The following is a 24,092-nucleotide window of genomic DNA, read 5'->3' on the forward strand; positions in this document are numbered from 1 at the left end:
CGTGCGGCAGTTGGCCTCCCGGATCGACGCGTCCACCCCGGCCCACCGCGACCGGGCGGTCGACGGGCTGCGCGCCCTCGCGCTGATGGCGGTGCCCGCCGGTCACTGGCTCCTCGGAGGGTTCACCCGGGACGGCGACGGTGCCCTGCACAACGCCAGCCCGCTCTCCGCGTTCGCCGGGTTCGCCCCGGTGAGCTGGGTGCTCCAGATGCTGGGCGTCTTCTTCCTGGTCGGCGGCTACGCCTCCGTCCTCTCTCACCACCGCAGGCCGTCGACGACCGGGGCGTGGCTGCGCGGCCGGATGGTCCGGCTGGGCAGACCGGTGCTCGGTGTGACAGCCGTCTGGGCACTGCTGATCCCGGTGCTGTACGCCGCCGGCGTGCCCGAGGACACCCTGCGTACGGGCGCGAAGCTGGTGATCCAGCCGCTCTGGTTCGTCGGGGTGTACGCCGTGGTCACGGCGCTCACACCCTGCTGCGTGCGCCTGGCCCGGAGGTTCGGCGGCTGGGCGGCCGCCCCGCTGATCGGTTCGGTCGCCGTGGTCGACTTCCTGCGCTACGGGCCGTACGCGGACGCCGTGCCGTCCTGGGTGGGGGTGCTGAACATCCTTCCGGGCTGGCTCTTCGCGTATCAGCTCGGTGTGTGCTGGGGGCAGGGCCGTCTCTCCCGGCGCGGCGCCCGGCTCCTGCTCGTCGGTGGCACGGCCCTCTTCGCCGTGCTGCTGCTCGCCTTCCACTATCCGGCGTCGATGGTCGGCGTACCGGGTGAGGCGCGGACCAACTCGCATCCGCCGTCGCTGCTGGTCCTCGCGCTGGCCTCGGCGCAGTGCGGTGCGGCGGTCCTGTTGCACGGCCGGATCGGCCGGGCGCTGCGCCGTCCCGCCCTGTGGGCCCCCGTGGTGGTGATCAACCTGTCGGCGATGACGATCCTGTGCTGGCACCAGACGGCGATGCTGGCCGCGGCGGTCCCGGCGTCGTTCGCCGGTGTGGTGCCGGGGCTGACGACGAGCCCGGACTCGGTCGGCTGGATCGTGGCGCGGTCAGCGTGGATGCCGCTGTTCGCCGCTCTGCTGGTGCTGATCGCGCGGTACGCCCGCCGGTTCGAGGAACCCTGGGAGACGGGCGACCGAGCCGGGAACGTCCGCCGGGCAGCCGCGGGGCTGCTCGCGGCGGGCTTCGCGGTCTTCGCCCTGCGGCTGGCGTGAGGCACACCGTCCGGGCCGGCCCCGGACGGCAGGAAGAGGGCTTACCGTTGCCCGTCGACCAGGCCGGATTCCCAGGCCCAGGCGGCGATCTCCACGCGGTTGCGGGCGGACAGTTTGGTCTGCACGTTACCGAGGTGGGTCTTCACCGTGCCCACGGAGATGGTCAGTTCGGTGGCGATCTCGGCGTTGGTCAGCCCTCTGGCCACCAGGCGTACGAGATCGCTCTCCCGCGCGGAGAGGGCGGTGTGCGGTTCCCTGGACCGGGCCGGCGCGCTGTTGAGCTGCCGCAGCAGCCGGACCGTGATGGCGGGGCTCACCAGCGCCTCCCCCGAGGCGGCGGCCCTGATCGCTTCGACCAGCAGGGCGGGGCCGGAGTCCTTGAGCAGGAAACCGGAGGCGCCCTCGCCCAGGGCCCGCTGGACGTACTCGTCGTCGTCGAACGTCGTGACCACGACGACCTTCGGCGGGTTCACCGTGCCCGGCCGGGTCAGCCTGCGCAGGGCCTCCAGCCCGTCCATGCGGGGCATGCGGATGTCCATCAGCACCACGTCGGGCCGGTGGCGCTCGGCGAGTTCGACGGCGTACACCCCGTCGGCGGCCTCCGCGACGACGTCGATGTCGTCCTCGGCGGCGAGGATCATCGCGAACCCGGCCCGGACCATGGCCTGGTCGTCTGCGATCAGCACGCGGATCGTCATGCGGCGGCCACCGCCGCCGCGGTCACCGGGAGGGTCGCCTCGACGCCCCAGCCGCCGGCCGTCACCGGCCCGGCCTGGACGCTTCCGCCGATCAGTCCGACCCGCTCGGCCAGTCCCTTCAGCCCGAAGCCGCTGTGCGAGACGTGGCGCGGCCGTCCGTCGTCGCTGACCCGCACGGTGACCCGGTCCGCCGAGCGGTCCACGCGCACCAGCACCTCGGTGCATCCGTGGGCGTGCTTGCGTACGTTGGTGAGGGCCTCCATCACCACCCGGTGCACGGTGCTGGTCACCTCCACCGGAAGGCCGTCGAAGGTCCCTTCCAGTTCGAGCCGGGCCCGCGCGCCACCGACGGCCCCGAACTCCTCGACCAGGGAACGCACTTCACCGATCCCCGCGAGCGGCGCCAGTGCCACCTCTCCGTCGGCGCCACGCAGCATCCCCACCATGTGCCGCATGGAGGCCAGCGCCTCGGAGCCCGCCTGCTCGATCCGCTCCAGCGCGGGCGGCACCATGTCGGGCCGGCGGTCCGCGATCGCCTGAGCTCCCTGCGCCTGTACGACGATGCCGGTGACGTGGTGGGCGACGAAGTCGTGCAGGTCCCTGGCGAACTCCGTCCGCTGCTCCAGTTTCAGAGCCGCCGCCTGCCGCCGCCGGTCCACGAGGAGCAGGCGCATCCCGAGGCCGATGCCCAGCGCCGTGACCGCCACCAGGGCGAGGAACAGCGCCATGATCGTGGTGGTCTGCCTCAACGAGATCGACACCGGCCGCAGCACGATCGCCATGAGCAGCAGGGGGACGGCCACCGCGGCCCATGACGGCTTCCCCCGTCGCGCGACGAGCAGCAGGAGCCACACCAGGGCGGCCGGCTCGGCGAAGCCGAGCGCCTGCGAGCCGACCGACAGCGTGAGGTGCATCGCGGCCGAGAAGCAGAGCGACGCGGCCGCGAACACGCCGGCGATCGCCGGGAGCGCCCGGTCACCGAGCCGGGGCGAGACGACCGCGAGGATCCCGCACAGCAGGGCGCCGGCCAGCTTGGCGGAACCGAGCTCGTCCGGCCGCCCGGGGGTCCAGTAGATGCCGCCCATCCAGTCCATCACGACGAGAACGGCCAGGGACCCCGCCAGCAGCAGCTGGACCGTGACGGGCAGGAGCAGCAGACGCCGCATCCCTCGCGTGGTCGTGGGTGCCGCCGCCGCGTTCACCGTCTCCAGCATCTCCCTCTTCGCTCTCCCGCCGACCGGCCGAAAGTCGGAGTCGGCTTCGCATGATCTGTCTTTCGCCCGATCCGCCGCGGGGCGCGGCGGAGAAGAGTGGTCTCCACCGGACGGCGCTCGCGACTGTACAAGGCGGCCTCTCCCCCACGCACGAGGTGGCCCCCACGCACACGGTCGCCCCTCCCCACACGCACAGGAGCCACGCATGGACCACTCAGGAACGCACCACGCAGGCGGAACGGGGTTCGGACCTCCCCTCGGCGAGCCGGCGATCGAGGCCCACGGGCTCGGCAAGAAGTACCGGCGCGGCTGGGCGCTCCAGGACGTGTCCTTCCGGCTGCCGGCCGGGCGGGTCTGCGGGCTCGTCGGCCCGAACGGCGCCGGCAAGAGCACGCTGATGGGTCTGGCCAACAACATGATCCGGCCGACGACGGGCACCCTGCGTGTGTTCGGCACGGCACCGGGGTCGACGGAGGCGGTCCTGCGCACGGCGTTCCTGACCCAGGAGAAGCCGTTGTTCCGGCGCTTCACGGTGGCCGAGACGCTACGGCTCGGCCACGAGTTCAACCCCCGCTGGGACCAGGGGGTCGCCGAGGGCATCGTCCACGCGGGTCAGGTGCCGATGGGGGCGAAGGTCGGAACACTGTCCGGCGGTCAGCGCACCCGCGTCGCCTTCGCCCTGGCCTTCGGGAAGCGCCCGGATCTGCTCGTCCTCGACGAGCCGATGTCCGACCTGGACCCGCTGGTGCGCCGTGAGCTCATGACCACGCTCACGCAGGAGGCCGCCCAGCACGGCACGACGGTGCTGGTGTCCTCGCACATGCTCGCCGAACTCCAGTACATCTGCGACTACCTGCTCGTCATCGCGAACGGCGGGCTGCGTCTCGCGGGCGAGGTCGACGAACTCCGCGCCGCCCACGCCCTGCTCGACGTCGCGGGAAGCGGCCCGTCCCCGGTCGTCGCCCCGCACCACGTCATCGACACGCACAGCGGCGAGGGCCGGGCGGGCGTCCTGGTGCGTCTCGGCGGGCCGGTCGAGTACGGCGGGCGGGCGGAACCCCCCACTCTGGAGGAGCTTCTGCTCGCGTATCTGCGCTCACCCGACGCACCGCCGCTGATCGCCCCCGGCGCCCAGGTCGGCGACATCCAGGACATCATCGCCCGCGACCGGCAGAAGGCTGTGACCGCATGACCACCCTCACTCGTGACCCGGCCCGTACGGAGCCCGCCGGAAGCCTGCGGAGCAGCTGGGTCCCCCGGCTCGGCGGTCCGGTATGGCTCGTGTGGCGCCAGCACCGCGCGGCGCTCTGGACGCTCGTCGCCGCCATGCTCGTCGGCGTACTCGTCCTGGCCTACCTGCGCGGGCAGACGATGGACTTCCTGGCCGCCCAGGCCGCGACCTCGCGGAAGTCGGGCGGCCTGCCCCCCGAGTTCGAGACCCACGTCGACCGTCTGCACGCCATCGGGAGCTACTTCAGCTACATCCCCGTCCTCGCCGGTGTCCTGCTCGGAGCTCCGCTCGTCGCGGGCGACCTGGAGACCGGCACCGCCAAGCTGGTGACCTCACAGTCCGTCAGCCGACTGCGGTGGCTCGTCACGAAGCTCGCCGTGCCCGCCGCGACACTCACTCTGTCGACCGGAGTGCTCACCGCCGTGTTCACCTGGTGGTGGAACCCGCTCAAGGGGCTTTCCGAGGCCCTCATCTGGACCACCTTCTTCAGCGTCACGGGGGTCGTACCGGTGGCCTACGCCCTCCTCACGTTCACCGTGGGCGTGGCGGTCGGCCTGGTCCTGCGCCGCACGCTGGTGTCGATGGTGGTCACCCTCGGCATCGTCGTGGCCATCGGGTTCGTCTGGAGCGAACTCTGGCGAAGCCTGGGGCACGTCATGTCGATCAACACCCACAAGGGCGTCGGGCCCGGCCTGGTACCGCCGGACCTGCCTGACCAGGCGGAGCAGCAGGGACAGGGCACCTACTTCCTCACCAGCTCCGGTGACCGCCTGGAGTGGACCACCTGTCTCGATCAGATCGAGAACGACCGGGCGCACACCGCCTGCCTGGAGTCGAAGCACGTCATCGGCTGGTCCCTCGACTATCTCGACGTCTCCCAGATGCAGACGATGCAGTGGCTCGGGGCCGGCATCATGCTCGCCCTCAGCGCGGCCGTCGTCACCTTCGTCATCGTCTGGGGCCGCAAGCGTCTCCTGTGACGGGGGAGGTCGTGCGCCGGCCGAGGAGGGCCTGGATCGCCAGGTCCTCCTCGGCCGCCGGTCACGTGCCGGGTGTCCGTGCCGCCTACTCGCGCGCGGTGGCCGTGTTGCTCATGTCCGGGTAGCGGTCGCCCGCCACCTGGTCAGCGATGGGCTCCAGCGTCCGGAGCTCCTGCTCGGTCAGGGTCAGCCGGGTCGCTCCGGTGTTCTCCAGCAGACGGCTGCGCTTACGCGTGCCCGGGATCGGCACCACGGTCAGGCCGTGCACCTGGGCCCGCTGCTGCACCCAGGCCAGGGCGATCTGCGCGGCCGTCGCGCCGTGTGCGGCCGCGATCTTGTGCACCGGCTCCAGCAGCGCGGCGTTGGTCTTCGCGTTCTCGCCGGTGAAGCGGGGCTGGTGCTTGCGGAAGTCGTCCTGCGTCAGGTCCTTGGCGGCGTCCGCGAACGCGCCGGTCAGGAATCCTCGGCCGAGCGGCGAGTACGGGACGAGCGTCACCCCGAGCTCGACGGCGGCGGGAACGGCGCTGCGCTCCACGTCGCGACTGAAGAGGGACCACTCGGACTGGAGGGCCGCGATCGGGTGCACGGCGTGCGCCTCGCGGAGTTCGGCCCCGGTCACCTCGCTCAGTCCGAGCTGCTTGACCTTGCCCTCCTTCACCAGCTCGGCCATCGCCCCCACCGAGTCGGCGAACGGCACGAGAGGATCGCGGCGGTGCATGTAGTAGAGGTCGATGACATCGGTGCCCAGCCGGCGCAGGCTGGCCTCGACGGCCTGGCGGATGTACGCCGGGTCGTTGCGCACCCCGCGGTAGTTCGGGTCGGTGTCGCTCCGCTCGATGGCGAACTTCGTCGCCAGCGTGATCTCGTCGCGGTGTGCCCCCACGAACGGCGCGAGGAACGTCTCGTTGGCCCCGCTCCCGTAGATGTCTGCGGTGTCGAAGAGCGTCACGCCCACTTCCAGCGCGGCTTCCAGGGTGTCCCGGGCGGCCGCCTCGTCGGTGTCCCCGTAGAACTCGCTGATCCCCATGCAGCCGAGTCCCTGCACGCCGACCTGCGGGCCTCCGGTACCGAGCTCCGCTGTCGCGATCTTTCCGGTGTCACTCATGTCGTCAGACCCTTTCCGACGCCGTACGGGCGCCGCTGTAAAAGTCGATCTTGAAGTCGAGGACGGCCAGGGTCCCCTGGAGCTCCGCGATCCGTGTCCTCACGTCGCGTCGGGTCGCCTCCAGCAGCTCCTGCCGATCCGTGAAGGTGTGGTCGCCCTCGCGGAGCAGTTCGGCGTACCGGACCATGTCGGCGACCGGCATGCCGGTCAGCCTCAGCTTGCCGACGAAGGCGAGCCAGTCCAGGTCGCGGTTGCTGAAACGCCGCTGGCCGGTGTGGGAGCGGTCGACGTGCGGCATCAGCCCGATCCGCTCGTACCAGCGCAACGTGTGGGCGGTGAGCCCGCTGAAGGCCACGACCTCGCTGATGGTGTAGCGGTCCTGGCCCTCGGGCCGCGGATGCGCCTTCGGGGCCGAGGCGCAGGTGTCCGTCCGTGCGGAAGTGCTCTCCATCACCGTCATGCCTCCACGCTAGAACCTTGGAGTGCACTCCAAGCAAGCGATATGGGATGGCCGACCCGGATTCGGGCTCCCGTTAGGCTCGTACGCATGCAGAGCCTGGCGATGATCGAGAACTGGCCCGTCCCCACCGCGGCAGCCGCCGTCGTCACCTCGGACGGCACGCTCCTGGGTACCCATGGTCCCACCGCGCACCGCTTTCCGCTGGCCTCGGTGACCAAGCCGCTCGCGGCCTACGCGGCACTGGTGGCCTACGAGGAGGGCGCCGTCGAGCTGGACGAACCGGCCGGCCCCGAGGGCTCGACCGTCCGCCACCTCCTCGCGCACACCAGCGGTCTCGCCTTCGACGAGCACCGGGTCACGGCGCCTCCCGGCACCCGCAGGCTGTACTCCAACGCGGGCTTCGAGGTGCTCGGCGACCACATCGCGAAGGCCACGGAGATCCCGTTCCCCGAGTACGTGCGCCAGGCCGTCCTCGAACCCCTGGGCATGGCCTCGACGACGCTGGAGGGCTCACCCGCCAAGGACGGTGTCTCGACGGTGGACGACCTGGTGCGGTTCGCCGCCGAGGTGCAGGCCCCGCGGCTCCTCGACCCGCGTACGGTCCTGGAGGCCCAGACCGTCGTCCACCCCGGCCTCAAGGGTGTGCTCCCCGGCTACGGTCATCAGAACCCCAACGACTGGGGTCTCGGCTTCGAGATCCGCGACTCCAAGTCGCCGCACTGGACCGGCCTTTCGTCCTCCCCCGCCACCTTCGGCCACTTCGGCCAGTCCGGCACGTTCCTGTGGATCGACCCGGCGGCGGGCGCGGCCTGCGTCGCACTGACGGACCGGGCCTTCGGACCGTGGGCGGCCGAGGTCTGGACGCCGTTCACCGACGCGGTACTGGCGGAGCTCTCCGCCGCACGCTGAACGCACTCGAACCAGACCGTCTTGCCCCGGCCGTCACCGCGCGCCTCGACGCCCCAGCCGTCGGTGACGGCCTCCACCAGCAGCAGTCCCCGCCCGCCCTCGTCGAGCGCGTCGTCCTCGTCCGCACGGGGCAGGCAGGGGGACGCATCGGAGACCTCGACCCGCACACCCCGGCCCGGGAGCAGGATGATCAGCGTCTGGCAGCGGCGGCCGGGCACGTGCCGTACGACGTTGGCGACGAGCTCCGTCAGCGCCAGTTCCGCCGCGTCCGCCACGTCGAGCAGGCCCCAGCCGGTGAGGTAGTGCCGCAGGATGCGCCGCAGATGGCGGGCGGAGTGCTCCCCCAGCGCGAGGTCGGCACGGTAGGCCGCAGTCTCGGCGTCACCGGTCCGGGTATCGGATACGTGATTCATGTCACCAGAGTGCAGTGAACTGATTACTCTCGGCTACGACCTGAAACGAACGCCGCCAGGCGTTGAAGCGAGAGGCACCCCGCCGTGGCCAACGTGCAGTCACTCGACCCGAGCGCCTCTCCACTGGACTACTACGGCTGGGAACTGCGCCGCCAGCGGGAGGCCCACGGGCTGCGTCAGGGCCAGCTCGGCGAGATCATCTTCTGCACGGGCTCACTGATCGGCCAGATCGAGACGACGAAGAAGGTGCCGACCCGCGACTTCTCGGAACGCCTGGACGCGGCACTGGGCACGGACGGGGTCTTCTCACGCCTGGTCGGCCTGGTCCTGCGGAGCCAACTGCCGACCTGGTTCCAGCAGTACGCGGACATGGAGGCGAAGGCGACGTACATCTCCACCTACCAGGCGCAACTGGTGTACGGGCTGTTGCAGACGGAGGAGTACGCGCGCGCCGTACTGCTCACCGGCATGCCGGACGACCTGGAGGGGCTGCTCGCCGCCCGGCTGGAACGCCAGCGCATCCTGGAGCGGGAACAGCCGCCCCTGGCCTGGGCGATCCTGGACGAGGCGGTCCTGCACCGGCCGATCGGCGGCCGCGAAGTCATGCGGAACCAACTGGCCCGTCTGTTGGAGTTCACGAGGCACCGGTGGATGCGGATTCAGGTGCTGCCGTTCATGGCTGGTGAACACTCAAGCCTGGCCGGGTCGTTCAACGCTCTGCGCTTCGACAACGATCCGGACTTGGTTTACACGGAAGACCTCATCTCAGGTCACATGACCGCCGCCCCCGAGACCGTCCGGGAGGCCGCACGCCGTTACGCTCACTTGCAGGCGGCCGCCCTCTCCATCGAGGATTCCGCGGCACTGATCGCCCGTGTGATGGAGGAGCGTTATGGCGACCGGTCCGAACCTGACGAGCGCAGGGTGGCGTAAGTCGAGCTATAGCGGAAACACCGGCGGCGACTGCGTCGAGTGCACCGTCACCGGCGGCGCGACCTGGCGCAAGTCCTCGTACAGCGGAAACACCGGCGGCGAATGCCTGGAGGTCGCCGACGGCTGCCCCGCCTCCGTGCCCGTGCGGGACAGCAAGAACCCGGCCGGCCCGGTCCTGATCGTGGGCACGGCCGCCTGGCAGGCCTTCGTGGACGGGCTCCGCTGACCGCCAGGCCCCACCAGGACGGAAGCAGACCTGCATGCGGGGCGGAGTTCCGCATCGGGGACCACCGGCACGAACTGGGCCTGGTCGACAGCGCCTTCGTCCAGAGCCTGGGGAAGAACGGCGGGTCCGGGGTGGAGCGGGCACCTGGCCTCGGCGCCGAGATCAGCGCAACGGTAAGGGAGTTCGGCGAAGGTTTTGCGGCGCCTCGGTCCTGGATCCCTTCGGGAACGTCCTCGGGCCCATGCAGAACCAGCCCTACCCGGAGGCCCTCACCACGCGGACGGGCGAAACCTTTCCACACGACGCACGGGGCTGAGCAGCGTTACCGTGCAGGCGTGACCGGTTCCCCTCCGCCCCTTCTCTTCCTCGACGTCGACGGCCCGCTCATCCCCTTCGGCGCGACCCGGGAGCAGCTCCCGGACGGCTATCCGGTCTTCGACGCGGGGCGCGGGCCCGGGGGCGCCGAAGCGAATCCGCTGGTCAACAGGGCCGACCCGGCCCACGGGCCCCGGCTGCTGGCGTTGCCGTGCGAGCTCGTGTGGGCCACGACGTGGATGTCGGATGCGAACGCCTACCTGACACCATGGCTCGGGCTGCCGGAACTGCCGGTGGTGAACTGGCCGGATCCGCCCCTCGTCGAGGGGCCGCGCGGGCTGCACTGGAAGACCCCCGGAATCGTCGGGTGGGCCTGCGGGCGCCCCTTCGTCTGGGTCGACGACGAGATCACGGACATCGACCGGTACTGGGTGGAGGCGCACCACCCTGGGCCGGCGCTTCTCCATCGCGTCGAGGCGTGGCGGGGCCTCTCCGGCGCGGACTTCGCCGTCCTGGACGCGTGGCTGCGGTGTCGCACGGCCTGATCCCGCCCGGCGGACCCCACTCAGATGGGGCTCCTATAGATTCGGCCGCTATGCGCTCACGAGAGTTCGAACTCGACTTCCGCGACAAGGCCAGGAAGACCCGCAGCTGGGGCGTCGTACTCCTGTCCCTGGCCGCCGTCCTCTGGGTCTGGTGCGCCGTGCTGCTGACATGGCCGTACCAGGCGGACAGCGAGCCGGACGACAAGTATCCCGACGACTGCGAGTCCCGGCTGTTCACGGACCGCGGCACCGCCAACGAGGGTGAGCTGCACGGGGATTACTGCGCACAGGAACGGGACTGGCCGGAGGCCCTGGCCGTGCTCGGGATGTCGGTGCCCGTCTCGGTGGCCGGCGGGACACTGTTCGCCATCGGCACCGTGTCGCGCCGGATCAGTTCGTACGGTCAGGCGATACGCGAACTGGACAAGCTGGCGGACCGGCCGAAGGCCTGAGGCCCCGGGCGCCGTCAGAGATCCAGGCCGGGAGGGACGCGCACGACACCGGAGCGCTGGACGAGACGGGGGCGAGGTGTGGCGCGGGCGAAGAGGTTGTGCCGGCGATGATCTTCAAGGTGCTGCGGGTCACGGCTTTGTCATAGCCGTCATGCTCCCCGGCATCCACGACATGGGCCGCAGGTACCGAAGGCGCGGCGTGCGGCCCGCGCCACCGCACGGGCGGCGCGGGCCGATTTCGCGGGCCGGGAGCGGTACGGGCCCACGTCACGACCGCCGCTCCCAGGGTCTGCCCGCACGGGTCGTCACGCACCCGGGGCCACAAGCGCATGTAACAGGCATGTACGAGCGGGAGGCCGGGCGGAACGTCCGACCGGCCGGGACGGGTCTTGAGGATCAGCAAGGCCCACTCGTGCCGGGCAGACGGCACCGACCGCAAAGGAAGCACACGATGCGCGCCACGAAGCTCACGCTGACCGCCCTGGTCCTCACCGCCGGTCTCTCGCTCACCGCCTGCCAGGGGGACGGCGACTCCGCCGCGAGTACGGCCGACGACTCCGGAGCCGCCTCCTCGTCCTCCTCCGCCGCCGGAAGCTCCGACAGCTCCGACAACAACGGCGACGACGCCACGGGCTCGGGCGACGGGTCGAACACCACGGCATCCGCCCAGGGCAGCGACAACGGCCGGATCAACACGGGCCCCTGCAAGACGTCGAACCTCGAGTTCGGCACCGCTCACGGCATGGGCGAGGGCGATCTCCTCGTCAGCCTCAAGAACACCGGCGACGCCTGCACCCTGAAGGGCTTCCCCGGGGTCGACCTCAGGTCCCAGGACGCCTCCGGCCCCCTCAGTGCCAAGCGCAGCGAACTCGACACCCCGCTCGTCAACCTCGGAAACGGCGAGACCACCCGCTTCACGCTGCACTACCCGCCGGCCGAGGGCACGGGCGCGTACGTCAGCGCCATCGAGGTCACCCCGCCCGACGAGACCCACTCCAAGGCCCTGTCGGTCTCCCTCCGCCTCCAGATCTCCGACGGCGCCGACCAGGAGGTCGTGGTGGACCCGGTCGGCACCGGCAAGCAGTGACGACCGCCCCGCCCCTCACACCGAGGCGAGCTCCCAGAGCAAAACCTCGGCCGGCTCCAGGGCCACCAGCTCCAGCCCCCGCGCCTCGGTGATCCGGGCGGCGTCGCCCGGTTCCAGCTCCTCGCCCGCGAGCCGCACACGGCCCCGCACGACGTGGACGTAGACGCCCGCCGCGTCCGGCACGGCGGTCCGCTCGCCCTCGGCCTGCCGGCGCACGTGGAGCATCGCGCCCGCCTCGGGAACGGCGTACGGGGTGGAGTCGGCTATCCCGGCGACGTGGGTGTAGGAGGGCTCCCCACCGGGTTCCAGCGGCGCCAGCCACATCTGAATGAACGTCAGCGGGTTTTCCCCGTCGTTGCGCTCCACGTGCCGTACCCCGGCGGCCGAGCTGAGGTGCTGGACGTCCCCGGCCCGTACGACGGTGGCGTGCGAGGCCGAGTCGCGGTGGGTGAGCTCGCCCTCCACCACCCAGGTGACGATCTCGGTGTGGCTGTGCGGATGCTCGTCGAAGCCGGCGCCCGGGGCGAGACGCTCCTCGTTGCAGGCAAGGATCGGCCCGAAGCGCAGGTTGTCCGGGTCGTAGAAGCGGCCGAAGGAGAAGGCGTGCAGCGTCTCGATGCCCGCGGAGTGACCCGTGGCCGGGTCTCCGCCGCGGAAGCGGTCCCCGGAGCGGCGTACGTCCATCACACCCCCAAGGTATCCCCGCCGGCCGACCTCCCGCCCCGCCCCTCCGGGCACCTGTCCCGATAAGGCAGTCTTGTGTGCGTGCCCCGACCCGATCCTGAGCAGCCCGCAGCGCATGACGCCCATCTGCACGCCGCGACCCTGAAACGGCTGGAGCAGTCCTCCGGCCGGCTGGCCGCCAACGCCATCGCCCGGATGGACGAGTCGCTGTCGTGGTACCGGGCGATGCCACCGGAGAACCGGTCCTGGATCGGCCTGGTCGCCCAGGCCGGTATCGCCGCGTTCACCGAGTGGTTCCGCCACCCGGAGACGCCGCAGGCGATCTCCACCGATGTGTTCGGCACCGCCCCCCGCGAACTGACCAGGGCCATCACCCTGCGGCAGACCGTCGAGATGGTGCGTACGACGATCGAGGTCATGGAGGCCGCGATCGACGAGGTCGCGGCGCCCGGTGACGAATCGGTGCTCCGCGAGGCGCTGCTCGTCTACGCGCGCGAGATCGCCTTCGCGACCGCCCAGGTGTACGCCCAGGCCGCCGAGGCCCGCGGCGCGTGGGACGCCAGGCTGGAGTCGCTGGTGGTCAACGCGGTGCTGTCCGGCGAGGTGGACGAGGGTGCCGTGTCCCGGGCCGCCGCCCTCGGCTGGAACTCCCCCGAGCATGTGTGCGTCGTCCTCGGCACCGCCCCCGAAGGTGACAGCGAGCTCACCGTGGAGGCGATCCGGAGGGCGGCCAGGCACGCCAAGCTCCAGGTCCTGACCGGGGTGCTCGGACACCGCCTGGTCGTGATCGCCGGCGGCAGCGACAACCCCCTGAACGTGGCGAAGTCGCTGATCGGACCGTACGCGGCAGGCCCCGTCGTCGCCGGTCCCGTGGTGCCCGACCTCCTCGCGGCCACCCGGTCCGCACAGGCCGCGGCTGCCGGTCTCAAGGCCTCCTCGGCGTGGCAGGACGCTCCGAGGCCCGTCCTGTCGGACGATCTCCTTCCTGAGCGTGCGATGGCCGGCGACCCTGCCGCGCGCGATCAGTTGGTGGAGGAGATCTACAGACCGCTCGAAGAAGCGGGTTCAGCACTTCTGGAGACGCTGAGTGTTTATCTGGAGCAGGCGAGCAGTCTTGAGGGCGCGGCACGAATGCTGTTCGTGCACCCCAATACCGTGCGCTACCGGCTGCGACGTGTGACCGACGTCACCGGCTGGTCGCCCTCCGACGTCCGTTCCGCGTTCACTCTGCGGATCGCCCTCATCCTGGGGCGCTTGGCCGCCGGAGACGCCCAGCTCTAGACTTTTGTCGAACTCCAACAATTCCCCTGACGGTTCTTCGTCCCTGTCCCCACGGGCGTCCGGGGCCGTCCGCAAGAGAGAGTGTGAGGGTGCTCGTACTCGTCGCTCCCGGCCAAGGCGCTCAGACGCCCGGCTTCCTGACTCCATGGCTCGAACTCCCCGGTGCCGCCGACCGCATCGCGGGGTGGTCCGACGCCATCGGGCTCGACCTCGCCCACTACGGCACGAAGGCCGACGCCGACGAGATCCGCGACACGGCGGTGGCTCAGCCGCTGCTGGTCGCCGCGGGGCTCCTGTCCGCCGCGGCCCTGGACGCCTCGCCCGGCATCGTCGCGGGGCACAGCGTCGGTGAGATCACCGCCGCGGTGCTCGCCGGCGTCATCGACGACGATGCCGCGCTCCGCTTCGTACGCGCCCGGGGGCTCGGCATGGCCGAGGCCGCCGCGGTCACCGAGACCGGCATGGCCGCGCTGCTCGGCGGGGACCCGGACGTCACCGTCCCGCATCTGGAGAAGCTGGGGCTCACCCCGGCCAACGTCAACGGCGCCGGGCAGGTCGTCGCCGCCGGCACCGCGGCCCAGATCGCCGCGCTGACCGAGGACAAGCCCGAAGGCGTACGCCGCGTGGTTCCGCTCAAGGTCGCCGGCGCGTTCCACACGCACCACATGGCCCCGGCCGTGGAGAAGCTGCGCACGGCCGCCGCCGCCCTGACGGTCACCGACCCGAAGGTGACGTACGTGTCGAACGCCGACGGGAGGACGGTCGCCACCGGCGACGAGGTCGTCTCGCGGCTCGTCGGCCAGGTCGCCAACCCGGTCCGCTGGGACCTGTGCATGGAGACCTTCGCCGAGCTCGGTGTCACCGCCCTCATCGAGGCCGCCCCCGGTGGGACCCTGGTCGGGCTCGCCAAGCGTGCGATGCCCGGCGTGCGGACCCTCGCGCTCAAGACCCCCGACGACCTCGACGCGGCCCGCGCGCTCATCACCGAGCACGCGGGCGCCTAAGGAGCCCGAGAGCATGTCGAAGATCAAGCCCAGCAAGGGCGCCCCGTACGCGCGGATCATGGGTGTCGGCGGATACCGCCCGACCCGTGTCGTGCCCAACGAGGTGATCCTCGAGACGATCGACTCGTCCGACGAGTGGATCCGCTCCCGCTCCGGTATCGCCACCCGCCACTGGGCCTCCGACGAGGAGACCGTGGCCATGATGTCGGTGGAGGCGTCCGGCAAGGCGATCGCGGACGCCGGGATCACTCCCGGGCAGATCGGCGGAGTCATCGTCTCCACCGTCTCGCACTTCAAGCAGACCCCGGCCGTCGCGACCGACATCGCGCACCGGATCGGCGCGGGCAAGCCCGCCGCCTTCGACATCTCGGCCGGCTGCGCGGGCTTCGGCTACGGCCTCACCCTCGCCAAGGGCATGATCGTCGAGGGCTCGGCGGAATACGTTCTCGTCATCGGCGTCGAGCGGCTCAGCGACCTCACCGACCTGGAGGACCGCGCGACGGCCTTCCTCTTCGGCGACGGCGCGGGCGCGGTCGTCGTCGGCCCGTCCGAGGAGCCGGCCATCGGCCCCTCGGTCTGGGGTTCCGAGGGCGACAAGTCCGAGACGATCAAGCAGACCGTGGCGTGGAACGACTTCCACATCGGCGACGTCTCGAACCTGCCGCTCAACGAACGCGGCGAGGTCAAGTTCCCGGCCATCACGCAGGAGGGCCAGGCAGTCTTCCGTTGGGCCGTCTTCGAGATGGCGAAGGTCGCCCAGCAGGCGCTGGAAGCGGCCGGGATCTCCCCTGAGGACCTGGATGTCTTCATTCCGCACCAGGCGAACATGCGGATCATCGACTCGATGGTGAAGACGCTCAAGCTGCCGGAGCACGTCACGGTCGCCCGTGACGTGGAAACCACCGGTAACACGTCGGCCGCCTCGATTCCGCTCGCAATGGAGCGGCTTCTGGCGACCGGTCAGGCCAAGAGCGGCGACACGGCGCTCATCATCGGCTTCGGGGCGGGTCTCGTCTACGCCGCGACGGTCGTTACCCTCCCCTAGACACACCGGACCTTTCGGTCCGCACACCCGAACCCCGCAGAAACACACAGAAGGAGCGCCAACATGGCCGCCACTCAGGAAGAGATCGTCACCGGTCTCGCCGAGATCGTCAACGAGATCGCCGGTATCCCGGTCGAGGACGTCCAGCTGGACAAGTCCTTCACCGACGACCTGGACGTCGACTCGCTGTCCATGGTCGAGGTCGTCGTCGCCGCCGAAGAGCGCTTCGACGTCAAGATCCCCGACGAGGACGTCAAGAACCTCAAGACGGTCGGCGACGCCGCCGACTACATCCTGAAGCACCAGGGCTGATCCCAGCCCGTCCCGTGTGTCGCCACCCGGCGGTGGCGCCGCTGATTCACGACCCTCTACACGTGGAGAAGATTTTCCAGTGAGCCCGACCAATCGCACCGTGGTCGTCACCGGTATCGGCGCAACCACTCCGCTGGGTGGCGACTCCGCATCGACCTGGGAAGGTCTGATGGCCGGCCGTTCCGGCGTCAAGCCTCTCGAGGGCGAACGTTTCGCCGAACTGCCCGTCCGGATCGCAGCCCTCGCGGCCGTCGACCCCGGCGAGGTACTCCCCCGACCCCTCGCCCGCAAGCTGGACCGCTCGGCGCAGTTCGCGCTGATCGCGGCCCGCGAGGCGTGGGCGGACGCCGGCTTCACCGGCAAGGCCGGCGAGGACGAGAAGATCCAGCCCGAGCGTCTGGGATCGGTCATCGCCTCCGGCATCGGCGGCGTGATCACCCTGCTCGACCAGTACGACGTGCTGAAGGAGAAGGGCGTACGCCGCGTCTCCCCGCACACCGTTCCCATGCTCATGCCCAACGGCCCGGCCGCCAACGTCGGCCTGGAAGTCAACGCCCAGGCCGGTGTCCACACGCCGGTCTCAGCCTGTGCGTCGGGCGCCGAGGCGATCGGCTACGCCGTCGAGATGATCCGCACCGGCCGGGCCGACGTGGTCGTCGCCGGTGGCACCGAGGCGGCCATCCACCCGCTGCCGATCGCGGCCTTCGCCAACATGATGGCCATGTCCAAGAGCAACGACGAGCCCGAGAAGGCCTCGCGCCCCTACGACACGGGACGTGACGGCTTCGTCCTCGGCGAGGGCGCGGGCGTCGTGATCCTGGAGTCCTCGGAGCACGCGGCCGCGCGGGGCGCCAGGGTCTACTGCGAGGTGCTGGGCCAGGGCCTGTCCGCGGACGCCCACCACATCGCGCAGCCCGAGCCCACCGGGCGCGGCATCGCCGCGGCGATGCAGAACCTGCTGGACTCAACGGACCTCAAGCCGTCGGAGGTCGTACACCTCAACGCACACGCCACGTCCACGCCGCAGGGCGACGTCGCCGAGATCAAGGCGCTGCGTGCGGTGCTGGGCGACGACCTGGACCACGTCGCGATCTCCGCCACCAAGTCCATGACGGGTCACCTGCTGGGCGGCGCGGGCGGTATCGAGACCGTGGCGACGGTCCTCGCGCTGCACCACCGGCTGGCGCCTCCCACCATCAACATCGACGACCTCGACGAGGCGGTCGACGCCGACGTCGTCCGCGGTGAGCCGCGCCCGCTGCCGGAAGGGCCGATCTCCGCCATCAACAACTCGTTCGGCTTCGGGGGCCACAACGTGGTCCTGGCGTTCCGTTCGGTCTGACCACGCGCACGTCGCAACGAGGCCCGCTTCCCGATCCGGGAGGCGGGCCTGCTGCGTTGCGTGAGCCGTTCCACGGACTCCGGCTCCGCCCGCCCGGACCGGCGGCCGCTCTCCGCAAGACCCCATTTTCTGTCCGGTCCACGCAAATCCGCATTCCTCCCGAATACCGGTCGATTCACTTCGGCGGGAACCGAAGTCGGCCTCCCTGCGTGATCAGTTCCAATGACTCAAGGGCTACGAGTGGCACCCCAGTGGTGTCGTATATTGATGCGACCAAAATTCGCAATCATCAGCATGGGGGGTTGACGATCATGGGATTCGACGAGGAATGGGCCGAGTTGCGCGCCGCGGCGGCCGAACGCGACTCCACGTCCATGCAATTGAACCGCCTCCCCGAGGACGGCCCCCTGCTGGGCTCCGGACCCGGCGGCGGGCCTTTGCTCGCGTCGACCGCGTCAGAGAAGAACGCCGCCGCCGGCGTCATAGAGAACGAACTGCTCACGAGCACCAAGAAGGCGGGCGGGCACGCGGACGAGTCGAACGCCGGCGCTGCCGGCGCGTTCGACGGATGGGCGACCGCGACCGCGCTGAAGAAGGTGCAGACCACCTGGGACGGGCAGGTCAAGACGCTCCTCGGCCGGCTGGGCAGGGAGCGCGACGGCCTCAGGAACACAGCCGTCACCCTGACGGGGGTCGACGTGGACCGTCATGACGGCATCAGCGCCATCAGGACGCCGTCGGCGATGGACGACTACCGGTAGGAAAGCCACAGTCCACCGCACGACTTCAAAGCGTTCCAGGGGAATTGAGTATGCTGACATATCGCGAAGTCATGACGACGGACTTCGGCAAGCTCTCCACCGCAGCCGACAAGTGGAAGTCGATGGCGGATGAATTCGCGAAGGTCGAGAAGCGTTACCGGGACAGTGTTCAGAAGATCACGCTCGGCGACACCTGGCTGGGTGTGAGCGCGGATGCCGCCGCCCTGAACTTCGCGGCCACCCGGTACGAGTACCAGGCAGCCCAGACCCAGGCGAAGGCGACGGCAACGCTGCTGCTCAACGCGCACGCCCAGTTCGTCGAACTGAAGGAGCGGCTGAACACCGCACGTGCCGACGCCGTCAAGGCGGGCATGAAGGTCTCGGAGCAGGGCAACGTCGCCTTCGACTACGAACTGGCCACCGAGGGCGAGCGCAACGCCCTCCGCCACGACCCGGACTACGCCAGCAGCGTCCGGGACAGCGAGCAGTCCTGGGCCGCGTTCATCAAGTCGTGCGTGAAGGCCGTCGACGACGCCGACAAGGATTTCCAGAAGGACCTCGAAGCCGTGGTCAAGGACAACGGCGGCGGTAAGAACGACGGCACGACGAACGGCTTCAACGGCAACGCCTCCAAGGTCGCGGCGGCGGACGACCACCAGAAGCAGGAGCGCATGCAGCTCTCCTCGCTGGCCATGCGCGACGGCGAGACGCTGGACGACTACCTGCAGCGCCTCCAGAAGGACGGCGTGGAGAAGGTGACGGGCAGCAAGAGGCTCGCGGAGCTCTTCGCCTCCGTCCAGAAGGGCACGATCACGGCCTCCGCGTTCGCCGCCGCGCTGGGCGGGTCCGCGGGTGGCGCCTTCAAACTCTTCAAGTACCTCAAGCAGGGCAAGGACGTCACCGCGCCCGGCACCTTCCTCTCCACCTTCATCAACAACCGCATGGCCGGCGCCGTGCCCGGAAGCCTGTTGAGCAAGGTTCCGCCCGGCATGGTCACCGCCCTCACCGGCTCCGACGAGGCCGCCATGTTCGGCGGGTTCATGCGGAACGGCTCCTTCTTCATGCCTTCGGCGGCCGAGGCCAACCTCGCCAAGGTCGCACAGAACGGTGGTCTCGCGAACGCGGCGAAGGCCGCAGGCTGGATCAGGGGCGCGGGTGTGGTCGGCGGGGTCGCGGCGACCGCCTACGGTGTGGCGAACCTGGCCACCTACGACGCGGACATGATCAAGGCCGATCCCGCGAAGTTCGCCTCCGACCTCAGCGGAACGGCGTTCAGCGCGTCGATGACCGCGCTGACCGTGGCCCCCAACCCGGTCACGGCCGGTCTGGCGGTCGGCACGGGCCTGGTGTACGCGGGCTGCCTGGTCTGGGACAACCACGAAGCCATCGGCGAGGGCATCGAGAATGCCGGGGAATGGGTGGGCGACACGGCCTCGGACATCGGGGACGGCATCGCCGACGGTGCGAAGAAGCTGGGTAGCGCCCTCAACCCGTTCGACTAGCGAGGGAAGACATGCACACGACCATCAGCCCGTTCACGCTCGCGTACTGGAAGGAGAGACAACCGGTCGGGCTCAAGAAGTTCGGCTGGCAGGGTACGTCCGCGGAGTTCGGCGACATCCGAGTCGTGTGTCCGGCGGGCCGTGACATGCCGAACGTCGTCGTCACGGAGGTACGCGGCGGCCTGATCCCCACCTCCACGTTCGAGACGCGCGGCGCGCACACGGACGTGGCGTCGATGCCGACCCTCAACCGCTCGACGCTCCGAGTGGGCGACGCGCCGGTGCGGATGCACCGCAACCGTTGGGCGCCCACGCACCGGGGTCGCTCTCTGCACATGACGTGTCTGGGCGACTCGTACCGGCTCACGGCGATCAACCGCCGGGCGTACGAGCTGTCCCGGCAGCCCGACTCCGAGGACCCCGGCGCGGTCCTCAGGGTGCGGCAGTCGGGCGTCGGCAGCGGCAGGAAGGTGACCGTGCAGGCGACGGGCCGGGTGCTGCCCGCCGACGTCTCCCTGGCGGCTCTCTTCACCGGAGTCGACCGGTCCGTGCTGACGCGGCGCGGAGCCGTACGGGCCGGGTTCTCGAGGATCTTCAACTTCTGGGCCGAGTCCCAGGCCTGAGCGACTACCAAGTGGGTGTGTATGCCTTCGTTCGACATTTCCCGGTCCCGCTTCCGGCTGGCCGACGAGCACCTGATCGTGCTCTCCGAGCTGGCTTCGGGCAACGCGGCGCCCGACGAGTTCGTGGCGGCCCGGAGGGAGCTGCTGGACTGCGGCCTCATCAATGAGGAGGGCAAGCTGTCCCCCTTGCTGCTGCCGCTGATGAAGACGGTCCTCACGCCGGGCGTGATCATCTCGCTGGAGGCCGCGGGCCGCCAGGGCAAGCTGCACCACGGCATGTTCGTCGGCGAGGAACACGTCGTCGCGCACGAGTCGTGGCCGGGCACCGCCGAAGCCGAGTACTCCTGTGTCGAGCCCAAGATGCTGGTGTGGAAGCTCGCCGACATGGTGAACCTCCAGCAGTCGTCCAACGGCCGCGAGACGGCGGCCTCCGTCGTCGGGACGACCATCGGCACCGTCGAGGCGGGGCTCGCGGTGCTGGAGGGCGAGCGCGTCGTCCGGTCCGCCGACGAGGAGCGCGAGGCGATCCGCCGAGCCCTGGAGACGGACGGGAGTCTCGGCGAGCCGGCGCTGACCCTCCTCACCGACCTGATCTCCGAGCTGCGGTCGACCTGGCGCCTCACCTCGGCGTGGCGGGCTCACTCCGGGGGCCGGGACGGTGCGGCGACGCGCGGCCTCGCCGTCTGGGACTGCGGCCCCCTCGGCTACTGGCTGCGCGAGCTGCCCGCCGAACCCGTGCCCGAGGCGCGGGTCACCCCGACCGCCCCGTTCAGGCTCGTCCGCGTGGACTCCAGGACGGTCTGGGCGCGGATCACCGAGCTCCTGCCCGACGCGAGTGAGCTCCGGCAGGCCGCCGGACGGCCGGACGCCGCCTGAGGCGGGGGTGAGCGCGACCCCGTGCCGGGCCCGGGGCCGGGTCGGACTCCGGGGCCGGGTCCGGGTCCGGGTCCGAGGCAGGCTCCGGTCACACCACCTGGTGCAACCACCGCACGGGCGCGCCCTCGCCCGCGTGGCGGAAGGACTCCAGCTCGTCGTCCCACGGCTTGCCCAGGAGCCCCGCGACCTCGGCCTCCAGGTCCGTCTCACCGCGCAGGGAACGCGCCAGCGCGGCCCGCAGCCGGTCCTCCGGGACCAGGATGTCGCCGTGCATACCGGTGACGGCGTGGAAGATGCCGAGACCGGGTGTCGAGCTGTAGCGCTCGCCCTCCGCCGTCGGGCAGGGCTCCGCGGTCACCTCGAAGCGCAGCAGGTCCCAGCCACGGAGGGCCGAGGCCAGCTCCGAAGCGGTACCCGCACGGCCCTTCCAGGAGAATTCGGACCGCCAGGTGCCGGGCGCGGCCGGCTGCCTGATCCAGTCGAGCTGGACCCGCACACCGAGTACGCCCGCCACCGCCCATTCGACGTGCGGGCACAGCGCGCGCGGTACGGAGTGGACGTAAAGGACTCCACGTGTCGTCACCGGGACCTCCAGTCTGGGACGAGGTTCGCCTTCCCCAGCGGCCTCGCGCCCGTACCGCCTCTTCCTGGCCGGCTCCCGAGGTTGTCATCAGTAAACAGCATCGGGAGTGAATCTCCTGAAAAGGGACAGTATGTGACGTGAGTCAACTTACCGGAGCCGCAGCTTCTCAGGCGGGCCGGACGGGCGCCACTGGTTCTGACGGGGAAAAGCTACCGTGCGCCGGGGGCCGGTGTGTGACGTACCGTCGGTCCCGGGCCCATGATTTCCCCAGCATTCACCCGCGAGGGCGCGAGGGCCGCCACCTGGGGCTGTCGGGGTGTGCCGGAGGCACAATCACCCGTGTGGCCGGAGAGGGAGCAGGGATGCCTGAGCATGCGTCACGTCGTCGCGCCCGGAGTGCCGCGGCCACTCTGGCGGCGGTCGCGGTCGTCGGTGGCGCCGTGCTGACGGGCTGCACCTCCGACGGGGGTTCGGGCGCACGGGACTCCGAGGGGGCCCGGAGCCCCTCCCCCGCACCGACGCCGGTGTGGGACGCGAGCCCCGCCTCCGTCGCGGCCGTCGGGGACTCCATCACGCGTGGCTTCGACGCCTGTTCGGTGCTGGCCGACTGCCCCGAGGTGTCCTGGGCGACCGGGACCGACGACGGGGTGCGGAGCCTCGCCGTGCGTCTCCTGGGGGCCTCGAAGGCTGCCTCGCACAGCTGGAACCACGCCGTGTCGGGCGCCCGGATGGCGCAGTTGCCGGAACAGATGGCGCTGGCCGCGAAGGACGAGCCGGAGCTGGTCACCGTGATGATCGGCGCGAACGACGCCTGCCGGGACTCGGTGCGGCTCATGACGCCGGAGGCCGACTTCCGGGCCTCCTTCGAGGCCTCGATGCGGCAGTTGCGCGCCGGTGCCCCGAAGGCGCAGGTGTACGTGTCGAGCGTGCCGGACCTCAAGCGGCTCTGGTCGACCGGGCGTGAGAACCCGCTGGGCAAGCAGATCTGGAAGCTGGGGATCTGCCAGTCGATGCTGGGTGACGCCGACGACATGGGGCCCGCGGCCGTCTCACGGCGCGAAGCGGTGCTGGAGCGGGTGGTCGCGTACAACGAGGTACTGCGGGACGTCTGCGCGCGCGACGAGCGCTGCCGCTACGACGGCGGGGCGGTCTTCGCATACCGGTTCACCGGTGAGCAGCTCAGCGAGTGGGACTGGTTCCATCCGGGCCGAAACGGCCAGGCCAGGCTGGCAGAAATCGCTTACCGCAATGTGACGGCGTCCGGGCCTCCCGCGTAAAGTTCTTGATCATGAAGACGGGTGCAGCGGTACAGAGCGAAGACTTCTCCACACTCATCGACGGCACGCCGGTCCGGCGCTGGACCCTGGAACGCGGGGGCACGCGGGTGCGGGTGCTGACGTACGGCGCCGTGGTGCAGTCCGTCGTGGTACCGGGCAGGGACGGCACCCGGGCCGAGGTGGCCCTGGGGCTGCCGGACGTCAAGGCGTACGAGACGCACACGGGCCCCTACTTCGGTGCGGTGGTCGGCCGGTACGCGAACAGGATCGCGGGCGGGTCCTTCGTCCTCGACGGGCGTACGCACCGGGTGACGCGGAACGAGGGCCGCAACACCCTGCACGGCGGTGGGCGTGGCTTCGACAAGCGGGTGTGGGACGCCGAGGAGGTGCCGGACGGTGTGCGGCTCTCCCTGGTCGCCGAGGACGGCGAGGAGGGCTTCCCGGGGCGGCTGGCGGTGTCGGTGACGTACACCCTGGACGAGGACGGCGCGCTGCGGATCGCCTACCGGGCGACGACGGACGCGCCGACGGTGGTGAACCTGACGAACCACACGTACTGGAACCCGGCCGGGGCGGACAGCGGGAGCGCGCTCGGGCACGAACTGCGGCTCGCGGCCGGGCGGATCACTCCGGGGGACGGGGAGTCGATCCCCACGGGCGAGTTCCTGCCGGTGGAGGGGACCAGGTTCGACTTCCGGGAGCCGAAGCCGGTGGGCCCGGGCTACGACACCAACTACGTGCTGGAGGAGACCGGCGGGGAGCCGGTCGCCGAGCTGTACGAACCCGCGTCGGGACGTCTGCTGACGGTCCGCACGACGGAACCGGGGCTGCAGCTGTACACCGCCGACCACCTCGGCGGGGGCCCGTTCGTGCCGTGCGCCGGGATCGCGCTGGAGACGCAGCACTTCCCCGACTCGCCGAACCGCCCGGAGTTCCCGAGCACGGTGCTGCGGCCGGGCGAGGAGTTCGCCTCCACGACGGTGTACGGCTTCTCGGTGCGCTGAGCCCGTCCTCCTGGGGCACCGGGGCC

26 protein-coding genes and 1 pseudogene are annotated in these 24,092 nt (G+C 70.7%); 20 read left to right on the forward strand and 7 right to left on the reverse strand.

The window, feature by feature from the left end; genetic code table 11:
* Window position 1: 1 nt before the first annotated feature.
* Window positions 2-1,204: an acyltransferase gene (locus ABZ441_RS02655; protein WP_358967538.1), complete on the forward strand. Its 1,203-nt coding sequence runs from the start codon at window positions 2-4 to the stop codon at window positions 1,202-1,204.
* 41 nt (window positions 1,205-1,245) lie between these two features.
* Here the strand turns inward: ABZ441_RS02655 and ABZ441_RS02660 are convergent, their stop codons facing one another.
* Together ABZ441_RS02660 and ABZ441_RS02665 are read right to left on the reverse strand one after the other, a co-directional pair.
* Entirely contained in the window at window positions 1,246-1,902 is a 657-nt protein-coding gene (locus ABZ441_RS02660; RefSeq protein ID WP_358967289.1) for a response regulator transcription factor, read from the reverse strand.
* Window positions 1,899-3,116, reverse strand: a complete 1,218-nt coding sequence (locus ABZ441_RS02665; protein ID WP_358967292.1) for a histidine kinase — start codon at window positions 3,114-3,116, stop codon at window positions 1,899-1,901. Before ABZ441_RS02665 ends, ABZ441_RS02660 begins: the two co-directional genes overlap by 4 nt.
* A gap of 205 nt (window positions 3,117-3,321) precedes the next feature.
* On the opposite strand from ABZ441_RS02665, the gene ABZ441_RS02670 reads away from it, so the two are divergent.
* Window positions 3,322-4,308, forward strand: coding sequence for an ABC transporter ATP-binding protein (locus tag ABZ441_RS02670; RefSeq protein WP_358967294.1), 987 nt, complete (start codon window positions 3,322-3,324; stop codon window positions 4,306-4,308).
* Window positions 4,305-5,327 (forward strand): ABC transporter permease subunit, encoded by a 1,023-nt coding sequence (locus tag ABZ441_RS02675; RefSeq protein WP_358967297.1) that lies wholly within the window; start codon window positions 4,305-4,307, stop codon window positions 5,325-5,327. The genes ABZ441_RS02670 and ABZ441_RS02675 overlap by 4 nt, the downstream gene beginning before the upstream one ends.
* Window positions 5,328-5,412: 85 nt before the next feature.
* On the opposite strand, the gene ABZ441_RS02680 is transcribed toward ABZ441_RS02675, so the two are convergent.
* Entirely contained in the window at window positions 5,413-6,432 is a 1,020-nt protein-coding gene (locus tag ABZ441_RS02680; protein ID WP_358967300.1) for an aldo/keto reductase, read from the reverse strand.
* Between the two features lie 4 nt (window positions 6,433-6,436).
* Window positions 6,437-6,892, reverse strand: coding sequence for a MerR family transcriptional regulator (locus tag ABZ441_RS02685; RefSeq protein ID WP_358967303.1), 456 nt, complete (start codon window positions 6,890-6,892; stop codon window positions 6,437-6,439).
* An 87-nt stretch (window positions 6,893-6,979) separates the two neighbouring features.
* Here ABZ441_RS02685 and ABZ441_RS02690 point away from each other — a divergent pair, with 87 nt between their 5' ends.
* A complete protein-coding gene (locus ABZ441_RS02690) occupies window positions 6,980-7,801 on the forward strand; it encodes a serine hydrolase domain-containing protein (protein WP_358967305.1) in 822 nt (273 codons plus the stop codon).
* Here the strand turns inward: ABZ441_RS02690 and ABZ441_RS02695 are convergent.
* A pseudogene (locus ABZ441_RS02695) lies at window positions 7,801-8,214 on the reverse strand (ATP-binding protein); the annotation flags it as partial. The gene ABZ441_RS02690 and the pseudogene ABZ441_RS02695 sit on opposite strands and share 1 nt — an antisense overlap.
* 84 nt (window positions 8,215-8,298) lie before the next feature.
* On the opposite strand from ABZ441_RS02695, the gene ABZ441_RS02700 reads away from it, so the two are divergent.
* From ABZ441_RS02700 to ABZ441_RS02720, 5 genes are all read left to right on the forward strand, one after another.
* A complete protein-coding gene (locus ABZ441_RS02700) occupies window positions 8,299-9,147 on the forward strand; it encodes a helix-turn-helix transcriptional regulator (RefSeq protein WP_033248668.1) in 849 nt (282 codons plus the stop codon).
* Window positions 9,107-9,373, forward strand: a complete 267-nt coding sequence (locus ABZ441_RS02705; RefSeq protein WP_358967308.1) for a DUF397 domain-containing protein — start codon at window positions 9,107-9,109, stop codon at window positions 9,371-9,373. Before ABZ441_RS02700 ends, ABZ441_RS02705 begins: the two co-directional genes overlap by 41 nt.
* A gap of 335 nt (window positions 9,374-9,708) precedes the next feature.
* Window positions 9,709-10,233: a hypothetical protein gene (locus ABZ441_RS02710; protein ID WP_358967311.1), complete on the forward strand. Its 525-nt coding sequence runs from the start codon at window positions 9,709-9,711 to the stop codon at window positions 10,231-10,233.
* Window positions 10,234-10,283: 50 nt separating this feature from the next.
* On the forward strand, window positions 10,284-10,685 hold the full coding sequence (locus ABZ441_RS02715; RefSeq protein WP_358967314.1) for a hypothetical protein: 402 nt from the start codon (window positions 10,284-10,286) through the stop codon (window positions 10,683-10,685).
* A 451-nt stretch (window positions 10,686-11,136) separates the two neighbouring features.
* Complete coding sequence (locus ABZ441_RS02720; RefSeq protein ID WP_358967317.1) at window positions 11,137-11,772, forward strand: DUF4232 domain-containing protein; 636 nt, start codon at window positions 11,137-11,139, stop codon at window positions 11,770-11,772.
* A 15-nt stretch (window positions 11,773-11,787) separates the two neighbouring features.
* On the opposite strand, the gene ABZ441_RS02725 is transcribed toward ABZ441_RS02720, so the two are convergent.
* Entirely contained in the window at window positions 11,788-12,459 is a 672-nt protein-coding gene (locus tag ABZ441_RS02725; protein ID WP_358967320.1) for a pirin family protein, read from the reverse strand.
* Between the two features lie 78 nt (window positions 12,460-12,537).
* Here ABZ441_RS02725 and ABZ441_RS02730 point away from each other — a divergent pair, with 78 nt between their 5' ends.
* The 9 genes from ABZ441_RS02730 (at window position 12,538) to ABZ441_RS02770 (ending at window position 21,202) form a co-directional block, all read left to right on the forward strand.
* Window positions 12,538-13,737, forward strand: coding sequence for a helix-turn-helix domain-containing protein (locus ABZ441_RS02730; protein ID WP_358967323.1), 1,200 nt, complete (start codon window positions 12,538-12,540; stop codon window positions 13,735-13,737).
* A gap of 89 nt (window positions 13,738-13,826) precedes the next feature.
* A complete protein-coding gene (locus ABZ441_RS02735; RefSeq protein WP_358967325.1) occupies window positions 13,827-14,741 on the forward strand; it encodes an ACP S-malonyltransferase in 915 nt (304 codons plus the stop codon).
* A 13-nt stretch (window positions 14,742-14,754) separates the two neighbouring features.
* Window positions 14,755-15,786 carry a ketoacyl-ACP synthase III gene (locus tag ABZ441_RS02740; protein WP_358967328.1) on the forward strand — a complete coding sequence of 344 codons (1,032 nt, stop codon included), beginning with the start codon at window positions 14,755-14,757 and terminating at the stop codon, window positions 15,784-15,786.
* A gap of 63 nt (window positions 15,787-15,849) precedes the next feature.
* A complete protein-coding gene (locus ABZ441_RS02745; RefSeq protein WP_014045780.1) occupies window positions 15,850-16,098 on the forward strand; it encodes an acyl carrier protein in 249 nt (82 codons plus the stop codon).
* Window positions 16,099-16,177: 79 nt separating this feature from the next.
* Complete coding sequence (fabF, locus tag ABZ441_RS02750; RefSeq protein ID WP_358967335.1) at window positions 16,178-17,440, forward strand: beta-ketoacyl-ACP synthase II; 1,263 nt, start codon at window positions 16,178-16,180, stop codon at window positions 17,438-17,440.
* 302 nt (window positions 17,441-17,742) lie between these two features.
* Window positions 17,743-18,201 carry a hypothetical protein gene (locus ABZ441_RS02755; protein ID WP_358967338.1) on the forward strand — a complete coding sequence of 153 codons (459 nt, stop codon included), beginning with the start codon at window positions 17,743-17,745 and terminating at the stop codon, window positions 18,199-18,201.
* A 71-nt stretch (window positions 18,202-18,272) separates the two neighbouring features.
* A complete protein-coding gene (locus ABZ441_RS02760) occupies window positions 18,273-19,703 on the forward strand; it encodes a hypothetical protein (protein ID WP_358967341.1) in 1,431 nt (476 codons plus the stop codon).
* Window positions 19,704-19,714: 11 nt separating this feature from the next.
* Complete coding sequence (locus tag ABZ441_RS02765; RefSeq protein WP_358967344.1) at window positions 19,715-20,326, forward strand: hypothetical protein; 612 nt, start codon at window positions 19,715-19,717, stop codon at window positions 20,324-20,326.
* Between the two features lie 21 nt (window positions 20,327-20,347).
* Window positions 20,348-21,202, forward strand: coding sequence for a histidine kinase (locus ABZ441_RS02770; protein WP_358967347.1), 855 nt, complete (start codon window positions 20,348-20,350; stop codon window positions 21,200-21,202).
* An 88-nt stretch (window positions 21,203-21,290) separates the two neighbouring features.
* On the opposite strand, the gene ABZ441_RS02775 is transcribed toward ABZ441_RS02770, so the two are convergent.
* Window positions 21,291-21,785, reverse strand: a complete 495-nt coding sequence (locus ABZ441_RS02775; RefSeq protein WP_358967351.1) for a DUF3145 domain-containing protein — start codon at window positions 21,783-21,785, stop codon at window positions 21,291-21,293.
* A 362-nt stretch (window positions 21,786-22,147) separates the two neighbouring features.
* On the opposite strand from ABZ441_RS02775, the gene ABZ441_RS02780 reads away from it, so the two are divergent.
* Window positions 22,148-23,062: an SGNH/GDSL hydrolase family protein gene (locus ABZ441_RS02780; protein WP_358967353.1), complete on the forward strand. Its 915-nt coding sequence runs from the start codon at window positions 22,148-22,150 to the stop codon at window positions 23,060-23,062.
* 11 nt (window positions 23,063-23,073) lie between these two features.
* Window positions 23,074-24,066, forward strand: coding sequence for an aldose epimerase family protein (locus ABZ441_RS02785; protein WP_358967355.1), 993 nt, complete (start codon window positions 23,074-23,076; stop codon window positions 24,064-24,066).
* Window positions 24,067-24,092: the final 26 nt, after the last annotated feature.

Source organism: Streptomyces sp. NPDC005752, assembly GCF_040630715.1.
In the GTDB taxonomy this organism is placed as follows: Bacteria; Actinomycetota; Actinomycetes; order Streptomycetales; family Streptomycetaceae; genus Streptomyces.

What these genes read in the sequence shown, in the direction of transcription:
- ABZ441_RS02660 (WP_358967289.1), bottom strand. Translation starts at nt 1,902, where the DNA reads ATGACGATCCGCGTGCTGATCGCAGACGACCAGGCCATGGTCCGGGCC.
- ABZ441_RS02665 (WP_358967292.1), bottom strand. Translation starts at nt 3,116, where the DNA reads ATGCTGGAGACGGTGAACGCGGCGGCGGCACCCACGACCACGCGAGGG.
- ABZ441_RS02670 (WP_358967294.1), top strand. Translation starts at nt 3,322, where the DNA reads ATGGACCACTCAGGAACGCACCACGCAGGCGGAACGGGGTTCGGACCT.
- ABZ441_RS02675 (WP_358967297.1), top strand. Translation starts at nt 4,305, where the DNA reads ATGACCACCCTCACTCGTGACCCGGCCCGTACGGAGCCCGCCGGAAGC.
- ABZ441_RS02680 (WP_358967300.1), bottom strand. Translation starts at nt 6,432, where the DNA reads ATGAGTGACACCGGAAAGATCGCGACAGCGGAGCTCGGTACCGGAGGC.
- ABZ441_RS02685 (WP_358967303.1), bottom strand. Translation starts at nt 6,892, where the DNA reads ATGACGGTGATGGAGAGCACTTCCGCACGGACGGACACCTGCGCCTCG.
- ABZ441_RS02690 (WP_358967305.1), top strand. Translation starts at nt 6,980, where the DNA reads ATGCAGAGCCTGGCGATGATCGAGAACTGGCCCGTCCCCACCGCGGCA.
- ABZ441_RS02705 (WP_358967308.1), top strand. Translation starts at nt 9,107, where the DNA reads ATGGCGACCGGTCCGAACCTGACGAGCGCAGGGTGGCGTAAGTCGAGC.
- ABZ441_RS02715 (WP_358967314.1), top strand. Translation starts at nt 10,284, where the DNA reads ATGCGCTCACGAGAGTTCGAACTCGACTTCCGCGACAAGGCCAGGAAG.
- ABZ441_RS02720 (WP_358967317.1), top strand. Translation starts at nt 11,137, where the DNA reads ATGCGCGCCACGAAGCTCACGCTGACCGCCCTGGTCCTCACCGCCGGT.
- ABZ441_RS02740 (WP_358967328.1), top strand. Translation starts at nt 14,755, where the DNA reads ATGTCGAAGATCAAGCCCAGCAAGGGCGCCCCGTACGCGCGGATCATG.
- ABZ441_RS02745 (WP_014045780.1), top strand. Translation starts at nt 15,850, where the DNA reads ATGGCCGCCACTCAGGAAGAGATCGTCACCGGTCTCGCCGAGATCGTC.
- ABZ441_RS02760 (WP_358967341.1), top strand. Translation starts at nt 18,273, where the DNA reads ATGACGACGGACTTCGGCAAGCTCTCCACCGCAGCCGACAAGTGGAAG.
- ABZ441_RS02765 (WP_358967344.1), top strand. Translation starts at nt 19,715, where the DNA reads ATGCACACGACCATCAGCCCGTTCACGCTCGCGTACTGGAAGGAGAGA.
- ABZ441_RS02770 (WP_358967347.1), top strand. Translation starts at nt 20,348, where the DNA reads ATGCCTTCGTTCGACATTTCCCGGTCCCGCTTCCGGCTGGCCGACGAG.
- ABZ441_RS02780 (WP_358967353.1), top strand. Translation starts at nt 22,148, where the DNA reads ATGCCTGAGCATGCGTCACGTCGTCGCGCCCGGAGTGCCGCGGCCACT.
- ABZ441_RS02785 (WP_358967355.1), top strand. Translation starts at nt 23,074, where the DNA reads ATGAAGACGGGTGCAGCGGTACAGAGCGAAGACTTCTCCACACTCATC.